Here is a 14765-nt window from a genome sequence, read left to right as displayed (position 1 = left end):
GTGGCGGCAGGGCCCGGGGCTGATCCCAGCACCCGCCCAAGTCCGGCCGACGTGTACTCGACACCACGAGGAGACCCCGATGCAACGGCGCATTCCCAAGGCCGCCCTGTGGGGCGCGGCCGCGACCGCCCTGGTGGCGGCCGTCACCCCGAACGGCCCGGCGCGGGCCCTGCCGCAGTCCGACCCCAGCCCGCAGCCCGCGCAACGCAGCATGCTCGACGCGATGCGCCGGGACCTCGGGCTGTCCCCGTCCCAGGCCCGGACCCGGCTCGCGCAGGAGGCCGAGGCGCAGCACACCGCCCTCGCGGTGCGCCGGGCGCTGGCCGCGCCGCCCGCCGGGATGTGGTTCGACAAGGCACTCGGCCGGCTCGTCGTCGCCGTGACCGGACCCGCCGACGCCCAACGGGTGCGGTCCCTGGGGGCGGTGCCCAAGAGCGTCCGGCACAGCCGGGCGACGCTCCAGGGCGTGGTGCGGCAGATCGCCGATCGGGCCGGCCGCGGCATCCCGGGCGTCACCGGCTGGGGCATCGACGAGCGCGCCAACGGGGTGGTGGTGCGGGTCGACCGCGCGACGCGCACCACCCGCACCGCCGGCTTCGAGAGCACCGCGCGGCAGATCGCCGTCCGCTCGCGGGTCCCGGTCACCGTCGAGCGCAGCGACCAGGCGCCGCGCCAGCAGGGCGGCGGCACGATCATCGGCGGCGACCGCTGGATGCCGGGCACCGACGGCATCTGCTCCATCGGTTTCTCGGTGACCGGACCCCACCACTTCCAGGGCTTCGTGACCGCCGGTCACTGCACGCTGAAGGCCAACCAGCCCGCGTACGGCAGGGACGGCAGCCGCATCGGCACCTCCAACAAGGGCGGGAAGCTCAGCGTCAACGGCTACGCGGGCGACTTCGGCCTGGTGGCGGTGGACCAGCCGGGCTGGCAGGTGAGCCCCGAGGTGCGGGGGCAGGGCGGCAGCCCGGTCACCGTCACCGGCTCCCAGGAGGGCATCGTCGGGACGTCGATCTGCCACTCCGGCCAGACCAGCGGCTGGCACTGCGGCGAGATCACCCGCACCGACCAGACCGTGGACTACGGCAGCACCGTCATCTCCGGGCTGTCCTTCACCAACGCCTGCTCGGCGGCCGGGGATTCGGGCGGTTCCTACGTCAGCCAGCCCGGCGCCCCGAGGGCGGTGGGCGTGCACTCCGGCGGCGGCGCCGCGACCTGCGACGTCGGCGGGGACACCGTCACCATCTTCCAGCCGATCGACGGGCCGCTGCGCAAGTGGGACCTGAAGCTGGTGACCGGCACCCCGTGACCTCCGGCCCGTGTGCTTTTAGCGCACCAGGGCCACCTCGGACCGGTTCATGACCACACCTTTACGTACTGTATAGGTGTACTCGCCCACCCGAGTGGGCCCCGGCCGGCGAAAACGCTGGTCAGGTGCCCATCTCGGCAGGAAAGAGGGGGCCGCCGGGCCCCGTTCCACACCGGTTCAAACCTGACCGCACGGCTACGTAGGTAGCCATGGAAGTAGCCATGGGAGACCGACCGGAGTCGCCCCGGCCTCGCAGAGATCAGACGACTGCAGCCGCGTGTTCGCGGGTTGAACCACGGGATGGACCAGGGCTTATGGGGCTTCCTGCTGCACCCCGATGTCCAGGGTCATGGTTGTGCTCTGGCCGTCCACCTGCGCGTCCGGCGGGTTGAGGCAGCGTCGCAGTTTCACCTCAACCCGCGCCGGAAGCAGGGCCGGCTCGCGCCCGACGTTCCTAGATCGCGGTGACGTTGACTGCGGACGGGCCCTTCTGACCGTCCTGGATCTCGAACTCGACGTTCTGCCCTTCGGCGAGGGTCTTGAAGCCGTTGCCCTGGATCGCGGAGAAGTGCACGAAGACATCCTTGCTGCCGTCAGCGGGCGTGATGAAGCCGAATCCCTTCGACTCGTTGAACCACTTCACCTGGCCCTTGAGCTTTGCCATGGGTACTCCTTCAGTCGTGCTGACAGCGTGTGGGTCTGGCTGAACATCCTTTCCGGAAGTCCGCCCAGACGGGAAGGATCTTCGTGCATCCTGGCCGGATAGAGCAGTTGACCACCGAGTGTGACGCATCAGAACAGGCCCACGACCTGCCGGACACGCCCTACAACTAGCCGCCGAAACCACCGCTCTCGTGGGAGCTACGCTGCCTGGGATTGCGCGGTACGCGTGCCCGAGGTGGTCCGCTGCACATCCTCAAGCAGGAAGGTCTCGTCTTCCCCGAAGTCCGGGGCCTGGAAGGGGTTTGTCGTCGGAGGCGGCGATGCCGTAACGGTGCGGCGGGGTTGCCCCTCCGGGGCGGAGAACAGCGACGTCAGATCGATGAGACGTATCCCTTGTGTGTAGGTCCCTGAGAGGGGCCTGGCGTGCCGTGACGGGGCGCAGCGGTCCTACAGCTTGGTCATCGTGGTGTACGGGCTCAAGATCCGCATTTGCGCCGAGCCGAAATCCACGAGCGCCGCGATTCCGTCCTCGATGCCGGTTACCCGGCCGAGGCCGTACATGTCGTGTGTGACCTGGTCGCCCACGGCGAAGTGCTTGGGAGTCGGGGTGGCCGGTGCTTTGAAGGGGCTGGTGGGCAAATGACGCTTCGGTGCAGCAGGCTTTGTCATTGCCCTCAGTATGCACCTACGGACTGCGCTGGTGGGTGGCCTTCAGGGGCAGGGGTAGCTGATCGTCGGAGTCCACTCCGGGAGGAGCTGAGCCTGCCGGCTGGCAGCAGACGGGCGGGTACGGGCGGTTCGGCCCCATTGGAGGCCGAACCGCCCGTACTGTTCGTGGTGTCTACGGCGTCACATAGCGGGCGCCAAACACTGGAGGCAATACCTCGTGCTGATTGCTCAGCGTCCGTCACTGACCGAAGAGGTCGTCGACGAGTTCCGCTCCCGGTTCGTGATCGAGCCGCTGGAGCCGGGGTTCGGCTACACCCTCGGCAACTCCCTCCGCCGCACTCTCCTGTCGTCGATCCCCGGCGCTGCCGTCACCAGTATCCGCATCGACGGCGTCCTGCACGAGTTCACCACCGTTCCGGGCGTCAAGGAGGACGTCACCGACCTGGTCCTCAACATCAAGCAACTGGTCGTCTCCTCGGAGCACGACGAGCCGGTCGTGATGTACCTGCGCAAGCAGGGCCCGGGTCTGGTCACCGCCGCCGACATCGTGTCCCCGGCCGGTGTCGAGGTGCACAACCCCGACCTCGTCCTCGCCACGCTCAACGGCAAGGGCAAGCTGGAGATGGAGCTGACGGTCGAGCGCGGTCGCGGCTACGTCTCCGCCGTGCAGAACAAGCAGGCCGGCCAGGAGATCGGCCGGATCCCGGTCGACTCCGTCTACTCGCCGGTCCTCAAGGTCACCTACAAGGTCGAGGCCACGCGTGTCGAGCAGCGCACCGACTTCGACAAGCTGATCGTCGACGTCGAGACCAAGCAGGCGATGCGTCCGCACGACGCCGTGGCCTCGGCCGGCAAGACGCTGGTCGAACTCTTCGGTCTCGCCCGCGAGTTGAACACCGAAGCCGAAGGCATCGACATGGGCTCGTCCCCGACGGACGTCGCTCTGGCTGCCGACCTGGCGCTGCCGATCGAGGGGCTGGAGCTCACCGTTCGGTCGTACAACTGCCTCAAGCGTGAGGGCGTCCACTCCGTGGGTGAGCTCGTGGCGCGCTCCGAGGCGGACCTGATGGACATCCGCAACTTCGGTGCAAAGTCGATCGACGAGGTCAAGGCGAAGCTGGCCGGCATGGACCTGGCTCTCAGGGACAGTCCGCCCGGGTTCGACCCGACCGCCGCTGCCTTCGGTGCGGATGCAGGTTTCGTGGAGACCGAGCAGTAGTGAACAGAGTGCCGGGTACGACCGCACCTGGCTCCTTTGGTGCCAACGGGTGTTGGGGGGCTGAGTGATGAGCAGGTCGGTGAGCGTCGTCAGGGCGATGCCGGACATGGCCACGGTCGGGGCTGGATAGCCGTCGAAGTGTCCCGGGCACAGCTGCGGGTCATGGCCATGTCGCAGGACACAGAGGAGCCGTGGAAGCTACTGCGGTTTTCGGCGTGAAGTCGTTGGTGACGACTTCACGCCGAAAACCGCAGTAACGCTGCTGCCGAGGACCACCAAGAGGATGGCGGCCGCCTGGATGAGGGAACCGCTGAGGTGGAAGGCGCGCTGGTTGATGTTTTCGGACCAGTTCATCAGGCCGACGCCGAGATAGATCGGGCAGGTAGCCCCGACCCAGCAACCGGCCGACATCAGCCTCATGCACTGGCGAAGCAGAAAGTGGTCCGTGCGGCGGGCGGCCGTCCGACACAAGACCGCGGACATCACCAAAGCGACGGCCAGGGGGCAGGAGGTAAACGACCATGTAGAGCGTGCCCACGAGATTGCTGTGCTGGGCTCCGGTGAAGTCGGTGGAACCGTCTGGCGCGACGATGGATGGCGAGGTGCCAGGGAACAGACAGATCGCGGCGTCGCCGGTGAAGGCCCCGAGGATCATGCGAGCTTTGAGCCGGAACCACCGGCGCCAGGCAGGCTCCGACGCTTGCGGCGGAACGATGGAGTCCACCCAGCCGATCAACAGGAGGCAGCACAGCATCACCATCAGATGCTTGGGCAGCATGGCGGCGTCGCAGACACCGGTGATCTTGGCCAGCCATGCGTCGACGACGTGGAGGCGAAGGGTCGCGCCGACCGCTAGGAGTTGTCTTCAAATGTCACGCCCACATCAGGAGCGATGCGAGGGTGACGGCTGCTTGATAGGACTCGACGGTTTTGTCGTAGCGGGTGGCGATGCCACGCCATTGCTTCAACCGGTTGAAGCAGCGTTCGACCACGTTGCGCTGCTTGTAGAGCTGCCTGTCGAAGGCCGGCGGGCGTCCGCCCCGGCTGCCGCGCCTGAGCCGGTTACGGATCTGGTCGGCCCGTTCGGGGATGGTGTGGCCGATGCCGCGCCGCCGGAGCCAGGCGCGGATGGCCTTCGAGCTGTAGCCCTTGTCGCCCAGGACGTGGGCGGGCCGGACCCGTGGCCGTCCGAGACCGACCCGGGGAACCCGAATCGCCTCCATCACGGCGGTGAACTGGGTGCAGTCGTTGGTGTTGCCACTGGTGACAGTGAAGGCGAGCGGGCGGCCCAGGGCGTCGCACGCCAGATGGATCTTGCTGGTCAGACCGCCCCTGGACCGTCCGAGTGCGGGCTCGCGCAGCCCCCTTTTCGGGCCCCGGCAGCGTGCTGGTGGGCGCGGACCACGGTGGAGTCCACCGACACGAGCCAGTCGATGTCCCCGGCCGCGTCCGCCCTCGCCTGGGCCTCCCGCAGCATTCGCTCGAACGTGCCGTCCAGGGCCCACCTGCGAAAACGGGTGTGCAGCGTGGCCCACGGTCCATACCGCTCCGGGACATCACGCCAAGCCGTGCCGGTACGGAACTTCCACACGATCCCGTTGAGCACGGTCCGATCGTCCAGCCGCTTCCTGCCCCGCAACGACTCAGGCAACAAGGGCCGGACAAACTCCCACTCGGCATCGGACAGTTCATGACGACGTATCACCCAACCATGATCCACCACTCAAGATCATTTGAAGACGCGCCCTAGGACCTGTCTTCGGTTGTGATCAAAATTGGGTTTGGTCCCCGGGTAGGGTGCCGGTCCGGTAGGAGTGTGGTGTGACGTGTGCGCAACTGGCCGATGAGGAGTGGGAGTTCATCGGGCCGTTCTTGCCGATCGGCGGGTTCGGTCCGTATCCCGCGCGGCTGCGTGAGCAGTTCGAGGGGGTGATGTGGCGGTTTAGGACCGGCAGCCGGTGGCGGGAGATGCCTGGGCGGTTCGGTGCTTGGCAGACGGTCTACAACCGCTTCATGTGATGGCGGGACGCGGGCGTCTTCCAGGCCCTGCTCGAAGGGGCGATTGCGGAGGCCGCCCGCAGGGACGAGATCGATATCTCCCTGGTCGGCGTGGACTCCACCACGGCGCGGGCTCATCACGATGCGGCCGGCATGCGGGTCAGCGAGGAGACCCTGGCCGCACTTGAGGAGGCAGCCTCACACAAGGGGGAGCGTGCGAGGAACAAGGCGGGCGGGACGGCGAGAGCGACCCTGCCCGCGCCGAGCGGCGACGCATCCGGCGCCGACGGCGGGCCCGGCTGACAGCCGCCCTGCTCGGCCGGTCCCGCGGCGGGCTGACCAGCAAAATCCACCTGGCCGCCGACCGACGTTGCCGGCCGATGCACTTCTCCTGACCGTCGGGCAGGCCGCAGACAGCCCCCAGTTCATCCCCGTCCTGAAGAAGGTGCGCATCCGCCTGCCGGTCGGTGGTCCCCGCACCCGGCCCGCTGCCGTGGCCGGCGACAAGGCATACTCCTCCCGGGCCAACCGAGCTCACCTGCGCAAACGCCACATCAGGGCAGTCATCCCGGAGAAGAAAGATCAGGCCGCGCACCGCAAGAAGAAAGGCAACCGGGGCAGCAGACCTGTCACCCATGACACCAATCTCTACCGCGAACGCAACACGGTTGAGCGGGCGATCAACAGGATGAAGGACTGGCGAGGCATCGCCACCCGCTACGACAAGACGCCCGAGAGCTACCTCGCCGCACTCCATCTCCGCGCAGCAACCATCTGGATCAGCAGCCTGACGCGGGCCGTTGATCGCAACTGAAGACAGCCCCTAGGGCGATGAAGGTCCCCAGAAGAGCACGCTGGCCGGGAGTTCGGGGCCGGGCGCGTATTCGGAGGACGACGACCCATGGGGCGATGGTCGACAGGACATCGACGATGTTTTCGGGCACTTGAGGATGTTCCAGGATCAGGGGCGGGCGAGAACGGTCAAAGGCTGTGGTGCAGCCGGTCCAGGAGAGGATCACTCTGGAAGCGGCGTGCGTGAGCCTGATCGGCCGCGGTACGCCGGAGTGCGAAGGCGAACTGCTCGGCTTCGTCCTCGATTCGTGCCTCATCTGGGGCTAGCCCGCCGTCCTGTGACCGTGGCCGGCCGATGAGAGAGCCGGAGAGGAACTCCGGACTGAGGTATTCGTACGGCTCTGGCTCGGGTTGCGTCGACAGCTCGAAGGGGACGTGCCCGAGGGCGATGTGGCCTGCTTCGTGAGCCAGGGTGTGGACCGCTGCGGCGCCGTGGAGTTCGGGCGCTACCCAGATGGCGTCGAGATCTCGGTCAGGCAGTGTCAACCACAAGCCGTTGGCCCGAAGTCCAGTCAGCGGCGGGGCGCCGCGCCACAGTTCCAGGCGACCTGGTCCCGGGTAGCGGGACCGGACCACCTCGAACAGGCTCGTAATGGTGAGGGGGTCGGGAATAGGGAAGTCATCAAGCGCGCTGCGGATGTGTTTGTCGGCGTGTGTCACCGGAGGCAGTCACCTTGCTGTTCGGTCAGATGTCAGGCGACGAGTGCACGTCAGCAGTGCCGGCAGCGTGTTCCATGTCTTCGACCTGACGCAGCGAGCGTACGTAGTTCACGGCGCGGGTTTGGCCCTGGGGGAGAGGCCGCGGGCGGAGCGGGCTAGCACCCGAAGTGTCTCGTTTTCTTCATTTTCATCTGACTTGCGTCGTTCCACGAGGAATCGGTTGAGTTCCTTGAGTACGGACTGGACGACCGCGGAGGACTCGGCAGCGTCTGAGGGCAGACGGAAGTAGTCGAGTGGAACCTTGAAGAAGTCTGCTAGGTAGCTGGCCTTCTCGATGGAGGGGGTGGGCCCGTCCTCTCTGCGTAGGCGCCGGATGTACTCGGCGGTGATGCTGCCTTCTTCGTTGCGGCGATTGATCTCGTCGGCAACCTGCTGGTTCTTGTACTCCACGTACCGGCCAGGGTTGTTGGAGTCTTCAGGGGCGCACGCCTCGAATAGGAGGTTCAGTCGCGCGGCGAAGGAACTCTGCCGCTGGGCATGAGGTGAGGTCACGGTGGTGTCGGTCTTCCTTGGCAGGTTTTGGAGCCATTATCCGTGCCTTATCCCGTGATCCAACGATCGTTGGATGTACGTGGCGGCCTGCCACAGATGGTTTGACGAATCATGATCGAACCCGTTTGATGGGCCTCGGGTCAGTACGTTTAGCCGTGGGTGGTTACTGGCTGCTTTGCCTGTTCTACCTCCTGTGCTGCCATGACGAGGGGCGTCGATCATTCAGGCAACCGCCCACCTCGGCGGTTCCGCCTATCTCCGTCGTCGCACGAGCGGGCGTTGCCGCGCTTCCCTCTTTGCGCTCCGCGCCCTCTCGCGTATCGAACCAATATTCGACCACGTGTCATCCGACGGGACGGACAAGCCATGGCGATCTCCGACGCCATGCCGATGCTCATGGCTTCCAGCCTGCGGTCGACCACGTCTGTGCATCTGGAAAGCCCCGCCCCGCAGCAGATCCTGGGGCAGGAGAACTCCCTTGAGTTCAGGATTGGCCCCGAGCATGGTCCGGCCGAGGCGCTGCGACGTGCCCGTGGATTCGCGGCGATGGTCCTGCCGGCGTTGCTCGGCTCGACGCCGAAGGTGGTGCCTCTAGGTGAGGCTGTGCTCGCCGTCCTTACGGAACTCGTTGACGTTACCGCGCGTCATCGTGTCAGCGTCGACCTCGCCGGACGCATCTCGTACGACGGCTCACATGTCCTGATCTCCATTGGCGAAATAGACCAGACCCTGCCGGAGCCGGACGATGAGCCGGCATGTACCTGGTGCACCGAGTCGCCGAGGATGTCGGCCAGCATGAGGGCTTCGATGGGGGCTACGTGACCTGGGCCGCCATCCGCGCTTAGGGCCTGTCCGGCGGGTCTTCGCGGAGCCCCCGCCGGCCGCCTACGCTGAGGTGGCCACGGCCAGGGCCCCGCTGACGGACGGCGCCGGGTGGTGAAGTCACGGCTATGCAGCTATGAAGCAAGGCCAGGAACGAACGTAGCCCTCAAAGTAGCCGCACAGACGGTCATCCTGAATGTTCGTGCAGGTCGCTGCATTGCGAAGATTTTCCGTACTGTTTAATGGCAACCGCACAAATGCGAGCGGTTCGCAACAACAGTCGATCTTCAAGAGGGGTGTGGGCATGACGTCCCGGTCCATACGGCGAGTGGCCGCCACGGCGCTGGCGGCCACGATGGCGCTCACCGCGGCGGCCTGCGCCGCCCCGAACGAGGGCCGGGGCAGCACCAAGCCCACCGACACCGCCGTCGTCGGCATCGCCTACGAACCCGAGACGCTCAGCCCGCTCCTCGGCTACGGCAAGGACGGCAACTCCAAGATCTTCGACGGGCTGCTCACCCACGACGCCGAGATGCGCCTCAAGCCCGCACTGGCCGCCGCGCTCCCCGACGTCACCGACGGCGGCAGGACCTACACCTTCACCCTCCGCCCGGGCGTGAAGTTCAGCGACGGCACGCCCTTCACCGCCGACGACGTGGTCTTCACCTACGCCACCATCCTCGACGAGAAGACCAACAACGCCTCCAAGGCCGAGCTGGACGCCCTCGACACCGTGGAGAAGAAGGACGACCGGACCGTCGTCTTCCATCTGAAGTACCCCTACGCGCCGTTCGCCGAGCGCACCGTCCTGCCCATCGCCCCCCGACACCTCGCCGGCAAGCAGGACGTCAACACCGGCCCCTTCACCACCCACCCGGTCGGCACCGGCCCCTACGTCCTCACCACGTGGTCCAAGGGCGAGAAGCTCACCTTCACCGCCAACCCCCACTACTGGGGTGGCGCGCCGAAGGTCAAACGCCTCACCATGGCGATCATCAAGGACGACGACATCCGCGCCACCCGGCTGCGCTCCGGCGACCTCGACGGCGCCATCCTGCCGCCCGAACTCGCCGCCACCTTCACGTCCGACACCGGCCGCCGCACCCTCGCCGCCAAGACCTTCGACTACCGCAACGTCACCCTGCCCAGCGCCAACCCGGTCACCGGCGACCGCGCCGTACGCCGGGCACTGGACCTCGCCGTCGACCGCCAGGCCATGGTCAAGGGCATCCTCAGCGGCGCCGGCAAGCCCGCCTACGGACCGGTGCCCACCGACAGCCCCTGGTTCGCCAAGGGCACCGAGCGCCCGCACGACCTGGGCAAGGCCCAGCAGATCCTCGACGAGGCCGGCTGGAAGACGGGCCCCGACGGCGTCCGCGCCAAGGACGGACAACGCGCCTCCTTCACCCTCTGGTACCTCTCCGGCGACAAGCTCCGCCAGGAGCACGCACTCGCCTTCGCCTCCGACGCCAAGAAGGCCGGCATCGAGGCCAAGGTCGAGTCCGGCACCTGGGAGGCCATCGAGCCCAACATGAAGCAGGACGCCGTCCTCGCCGGCGGCGGCAGCCCCGCCGACCCCGACTTCGACCAGTACCTGCTGCTGCACTCCTCGCTCGCCGGCGACGGCTTCAACAACATGTCCCGGTACGCCAACAAGACCGTAGACGACCAACTCGTCGCCGCCCGCCGCACCGACGACCACCGGACCCGCAAGACCGCCTACGACACCGTCCAGCGCGAACTGGCCGAGGACCCCGCCTACATCTTCCTCACCCACGTCGACCACCTCTACGTCGTCGACGACCGCTGGAAGGACCTCACCACCCAGGTCGAACCGCACGACCACGGACTGGCCTCCGGCCCCTGGTGGAACGCAGAGGACTGGCAGCCCGCGAAGTGACCGCCCCCTCCACGCTGCCCTGGGGGCCGATGGCGCGGATGACGGCACGGCGGGCCCTGACCGCCGTGCCGGTCCTGCTCGCCGTCACCCTCGGGGTGTTCGCGATCGCCGCTGCCTCGCCCTTCGACCCGGTGCGCGCCTACGCCGGCACCGCCGGACTCACCGCCTCCCAGGAGAACCTCGACCAGCTCCGCCACAACCTCGGCGTCGACCGGCCCCTGCTGACCCGCTGGTGGGACTGGCTCACCAGCGCCCTCACCGGCGACCTCGGCGACTCCGCGAGCCTGCGCGCCCCGGTCTCCCAGGTCATCGGCGAACGCCTCGGCTGGTCGGTACTGCTGTGCGCCCTGGCCTTCGCCCTCGCCGTGACCCTCGGCACCCTCCTCGGCGTGCTGGCCGCCAGGCGCCGCGGCGGCGCCCTCGACCGCGCCGTCACCGCCACCGCCTACGTCCTGGAAGCCGCCCCGCCGTACTGGCTCGGACTCCTCGCCGTCTGGTTCGGCGCCCTCAAACTCGGGATGCTGCCGGCCGGCGGCCTCACCGACACCGGCACCGACCTCGTCACCGCCGGCCAGATCGCCCGCCACCTCGCCCTGCCGGCACTGGTGCTCGCCGCCTCCCAACTACCATGGTTCGTCCTCTACGTCCGCCAGGGCGTCGGCGACGCGCTGACGGAGGACCCCGTGCGCGGCGCCCGGGCCCGCGGCCTGCGGGAACGCACCGTACTGCGCCACCACGCGCTGCGCTGTGGCCTGCTGCCCGTCCTGACCCTGATCGGCTCCCGGGTACCCGAACTCATCACCGGCGCCCTGCTGGTGGAGACCGTCTTCAGCTGGCCGGGCATCGCCGCCGCCACCGTCCAGGCCGCCACCAGCGTGGACTTCCCGCTGCTGGCCGCGCTCACGGTCCTGGCCACCGCCGCCGTCCTCGCCGGCAACCTGCTGTCCGACCTGCTCTACGGGCTGGCCGACCCGAGGGTGGGATTCGATGGCTAGCACCACCACCGGCGCCCGCGGCCGGCGCGGCGGCGCTCCGCGACACGCCCTCCGACTCCGCGCCGGCGCCGGGATCCTCGCCGTCGTCGTCCTCGCCGTCGTCCTCGTCCCGCTGCTGTTCCCCCTGGACCGGCAGGCCGTCGACCTGGCCGCCAAACTCCAACCACCGTCCGCCGCCCACCCGTTCGGCACCGACGAGGTCGGCCGCGACCTGCTGCTCCGCTGCGTCTACGGACTGCGCGTCTCGCTGCTGGTCGGAGTGGTCGCAGCCCTGGTCGCCACGGTCCTCGGCACCGCCGTCGGCGCCCTCGCCGGGGCACTCGGCGGCTGGGCCGACCGCACCATGATGCGCCTGGTCGACCTCTTCTCCTCCGTGCCGCACCTGCTGCTCGGCATCTTCATCGTCGCCATGTTCCGGCCCGGCGTCTGGCCGGTGATCATCTCGGTGGCGCTGACACACTGGCTGTCCACCGCCCGGATCGTCCGCGCCGAAGTGCTCTCGCTGCGCTCCCGGCCCTACCTCGACGCCGCGCTCACCGGCGGCGCCTCCCGCCGGCGGGTGACCGTCCGCCACCTCCTGCCGGGCGTCCTGCCGCAGGCCGGACTCGCCGCCGTCCTGATGGTCCCGCACGCCGTCTGGCACGAGTCCGCACTGTCCTTCCTCGGCCTGGGGCTGCCCGCCCACGAGGCGAGCCTCGGCATCATGGCCAACGCCGCCCGCAGCTCCCTGCTGGCCGGCGACTGGTGGCCCACCCTCTTCCCCGGCCTGTTCATCATCGTCCCCACCCTCGCCGTCGCGGGCCTGGCCGGCGCCTGGCGGGAGCGGCTCAACCCGCGCCGCCGATCGGAGCTGACGCTGTGACCGCCCACCGGACCCCCGACCCGAGCCCGGCCCCGAACCCCGCCCCGACCACCGGCACGCACCCCGCGGGGACCGACGAGGAGCCCGGAGCCGCCACCGCCCCGCCCCGCCTCGCCGTGCGCGGACTGACCGTCCGCTTCCGGATGCCCGGCGGCCGGTCCGTCGCCGCGGTCACCGACGCCGACTTCGACCTGGCGCCCGGCGAGTGCCTGGTCCTCGTCGGCGAGAGCGGCTGCGGCAAGTCCGTCCTGGCCTCCGCACTGCTCGGCCTGCTGCCCGGCAACGCCGAGGCCACCGGCACCGCACTGCTGACCGACGCCCACGGCGCCACCGAACTGCTCGCCGCCCCCGAGACCGAACTGGCCCGGTCGGTACGCGGCCGACGGATCGGACTGATCCCGCAGAGCCCCGCCGCCCACCTCACCCCCGTCCGCACCGTGCGCTCCCAACTAGAGGAAACGGTAAGGGAGTTGACGGGGGTCCGGCGCGGAGCGGGGCTGCGGGCGGCCGCGGAGCGCGCCGCCGCACGCGCCGCCTTCCCGACCGGCCATCTCGACCGCCACCCGCACCAGCTCTCCGGCGGCCTCGCCCAGCGCGCCGCCACCGCCCTCGCCCTGGCCGGCGACGCCCCCCTGCTCCTCGCCGACGAACCCACCACCGGCCTCGACCGCGACCTGGTCGACCGCACCGTCGACGAACTCCGCCGACACACCGAGGCCGGCCGCGCACTGCTGATGATCACCCACGACCTGGCGGCGGCCGAACGGATCGCGGACCGGGTCGCCGTGATGTACGCCGGAAGGATCGTCGAACTCGCCGAAGCCCGGCGGTTCTTCGGCACCCCGGGACCCCGCCACCCCTACACACGCGGCCTGCTGGACGCGCTGCCCGGCCGGGCCTTCACCCCCATCCCCGGCATGCCGCCCGAACTCGGCGACCTGCCGGCCGGCTGCGCCTTCGCCGCCCGCTGCGACCGCGCCACCACGACCTGCGCGACGCTCCCCGCGCCGCGCGACGGCGTCGCCTGCCACCACCCGGTGCCGCCGGAGAGGGAGCCCGACCGTGCTCGAACTGCGTGACATCACCGCCGGATACGACCGCGGAGCCCCCGTCGTCCGCGGCGCGTCGCTGACCCTCGCCCCCGGCGAAGCGGTCGGCCTGCTCGGCCCCAGCGGCTGCGGCAAATCCACCCTGGCCCGGGTCGCCGCCCTGCTCCACCGGCCGGACGCCGGCACCGTCGTCCTGGACGGCACCCCCGCCCGGGGCTGGCGCCACCGCGCCCCGCGCGAGCAGCGCACCGCCTTCGGCGTCCTCTTCCAACAGCCCCGGCTCTCCGCCGACCCCCGCCTGCGGCTCGCCGACGCGATCGCCGAGCCGCTGCGCGCCACCGGCCGCAAGGACCAGATCCCCACCCGCCTCCGGGAGTTGGCGCCCCTCGTCGGCCTCGGCGACGACCTGCTCGCCCGCCGCCCGCACGAGGTCAGCGACGGCCAGCTGCAACGCGCCTGCCTGGCCCGCGCCCTGGTGCTCCGCCCCCGCTGGCTGATCTGCGACGAGATGACCGCGATGCTGGACGCCTCCACCACCGCCGCGCTCGTCGCCGTCGTCGAGTCCTACCGCCGGGAGAGCGGCGCCGGCGTCCTCGCCGTCGGCCACGACCGCACGCTGCTGGAGCGCTGGTGCGACCGCACCGTCGGCTGGGCGGAGCTGGGCGCCGCCACCGGAATGCCGGGCGTGGCCTGAACGTTCCCCCTACGATGGTCCGGCGCGTGACGGACGGGAAAGACAGGAGCGATCGTGACCGAAGTGGCACATGTGGCGACAGAGGGCGGCGCGGACGAGCCCTTCACCGTGCCGATCGCCGTCCGCGGCTACGAGACCGACACCCAGGGCCACCTCAACCAGAGCGTCTACCTCCAGTACGCCGAGCACGCCCGCTGGTCCGTCCTCCAGGCCGGCGGCATCCCGCAGACCGCGCTGCTGGCCCGCGGCATCGGCCCGGTCACCCTCGAAACCACCATCCGCTACCTGCGGGAACTCCGCGCCGGCGACGAGGTCGCGGTCAGCTGCCGGTTCGTCTGGGGCGAGCGGAAGACCTTCGTGATCGAGCAGACCGTGCGCAAGGCCGACGGCACGGTCGCCGCCGAGATCACCGCGACCTGCGGCATCCTCGACCTCACCGAACGCCGACTCCTCAAGGACCCCCGAGCCGCCCTGCGGGAACTGGCCACCGACCCCGGGGCGCTGGGGCTGGGGTAGCCCCT

General features: G+C 69.5%; 15 protein-coding genes and 1 pseudogene. 10 read left to right on the top strand and 6 right to left on the bottom strand.

Going from position 1 to position 14765, the window contains the following annotated elements:
• Window positions 1-79: 79 nt before the first annotated feature.
• A complete protein-coding gene (locus MOV08_RS08220; RefSeq protein WP_275306869.1) occupies window positions 80-1309 on the top strand; it encodes a S1 family peptidase in 1230 nt (409 codons plus the stop codon).
• Between the two features lie 454 nt (window positions 1310-1763).
• On the opposite strand, the gene cspE is transcribed toward MOV08_RS08220, so the two are convergent.
• Window positions 1764-1973: a transcription antiterminator/RNA stability regulator CspE gene (gene cspE, locus MOV08_RS08215; RefSeq protein ID WP_039630650.1), complete on the bottom strand. Its 210-nt coding sequence runs from the start codon at window positions 1971-1973 to the stop codon at window positions 1764-1766.
• 446 nt (window positions 1974-2419) lie between these two features.
• On the bottom strand, window positions 2420-2641 hold the full coding sequence (locus tag MOV08_RS08210) for a hypothetical protein (RefSeq protein WP_039630648.1): 222 nt from the start codon (window positions 2639-2641) through the stop codon (window positions 2420-2422).
• 217 nt (window positions 2642-2858) lie between these two features.
• On the opposite strand from MOV08_RS08210, the gene MOV08_RS08205 reads away from it, so the two are divergent.
• On the top strand, window positions 2859-3860 hold the full coding sequence (locus MOV08_RS08205) for a DNA-directed RNA polymerase subunit alpha (RefSeq protein ID WP_275306868.1): 1002 nt from the start codon (window positions 2859-2861) through the stop codon (window positions 3858-3860).
• A 198-nt stretch (window positions 3861-4058) separates the two neighbouring features.
• Here MOV08_RS08205 and MOV08_RS08200 read toward each other — a convergent pair whose 3' ends face one another.
• Entirely contained in the window at window positions 4059-4280 is a 222-nt protein-coding gene (locus tag MOV08_RS08200; RefSeq protein WP_275306867.1) for a hypothetical protein, read from the bottom strand.
• Between the two features lie 452 nt (window positions 4281-4732).
• A protein-coding gene (locus MOV08_RS08195; RefSeq protein ID WP_275311728.1) for an IS5 family transposase occupies window positions 4733-5562 on the bottom strand; the annotation gives its coding sequence in 2 pieces (ribosomal slippage) (window positions 4733-5226 and window positions 5226-5562; 831 coding nt in all).
• A gap of 119 nt (window positions 5563-5681) precedes the next feature.
• Between MOV08_RS08195 and MOV08_RS08190 the strand changes: the two are divergent.
• Window positions 5682-6672, top strand: a pseudogene (locus MOV08_RS08190) (IS5 family transposase).
• A 167-nt stretch (window positions 6673-6839) separates the two neighbouring features.
• On the opposite strand, the gene MOV08_RS08185 reads toward MOV08_RS08190, so the two are convergent.
• Complete coding sequence (locus tag MOV08_RS08185) at window positions 6840-7370, bottom strand: hypothetical protein (RefSeq protein WP_039630642.1); 531 nt, start codon at window positions 7368-7370, stop codon at window positions 6840-6842.
• A 108-nt stretch (window positions 7371-7478) separates the two neighbouring features.
• The gene (locus tag MOV08_RS08180) at window positions 7479-7820 is read right to left on the bottom strand and encodes a hypothetical protein (RefSeq protein ID WP_039630641.1); all 342 of its coding nucleotides are present in this window, start codon (window positions 7818-7820) and stop codon (window positions 7479-7481) included.
• A gap of 468 nt (window positions 7821-8288) precedes the next feature.
• Between MOV08_RS08180 and MOV08_RS08175 the strand changes: the two genes are divergently transcribed.
• From MOV08_RS08175 to MOV08_RS08145, 7 genes are all read left to right on the top strand, one after another.
• Window positions 8289-8744, top strand: coding sequence for a hypothetical protein (locus MOV08_RS08175; protein ID WP_275306866.1), 456 nt, complete (start codon window positions 8289-8291; stop codon window positions 8742-8744).
• Window positions 8745-9048: 304 nt separating this feature from the next.
• Window positions 9049-10644, top strand: a complete 1596-nt coding sequence (locus tag MOV08_RS08170; protein ID WP_275306865.1) for an ABC transporter substrate-binding protein — start codon at window positions 9049-9051, stop codon at window positions 10642-10644.
• Window positions 10645-10682: 38 nt separating this feature from the next.
• Complete coding sequence (locus MOV08_RS08165; RefSeq protein ID WP_420834283.1) at window positions 10683-11639, top strand: ABC transporter permease; 957 nt, start codon at window positions 10683-10685, stop codon at window positions 11637-11639.
• A complete protein-coding gene (locus MOV08_RS08160; RefSeq protein WP_275306864.1) occupies window positions 11632-12501 on the top strand; it encodes an ABC transporter permease in 870 nt (289 codons plus the stop codon). Before MOV08_RS08165 ends, MOV08_RS08160 begins: the two co-directional genes overlap by 8 nt.
• Window positions 12498-13580 carry an ABC transporter ATP-binding protein gene (locus MOV08_RS08155; protein WP_275306863.1) on the top strand — a complete coding sequence of 361 codons (1083 nt, stop codon included), beginning with the start codon at window positions 12498-12500 and terminating at the stop codon, window positions 13578-13580. The genes MOV08_RS08160 and MOV08_RS08155 overlap by 4 nt, the downstream gene beginning before the upstream one ends.
• Window positions 13564-14244, top strand: a complete 681-nt coding sequence (locus MOV08_RS08150; RefSeq protein WP_275306862.1) for an ABC transporter ATP-binding protein — start codon at window positions 13564-13566, stop codon at window positions 14242-14244. The genes MOV08_RS08155 and MOV08_RS08150 overlap by 17 nt, the downstream gene beginning before the upstream one ends.
• Before the next feature lie 54 nt (window positions 14245-14298).
• A complete protein-coding gene (locus MOV08_RS08145) occupies window positions 14299-14760 on the top strand; it encodes an acyl-CoA thioesterase (RefSeq protein WP_275306861.1) in 462 nt (153 codons plus the stop codon).
• Window positions 14761-14765: the final 5 nt, after the last annotated feature.

This window comes from Streptomyces yunnanensis, assembly GCF_029011865.1.
Lineage (GTDB): Bacteria > Actinomycetota > Actinomycetes > Streptomycetales > Streptomycetaceae > Streptomyces > Streptomyces yunnanensis.
The sequence above is the reverse complement of the archived record's forward strand: the minus strand, read 5'-3'. Positions and strand labels throughout refer to the sequence as shown.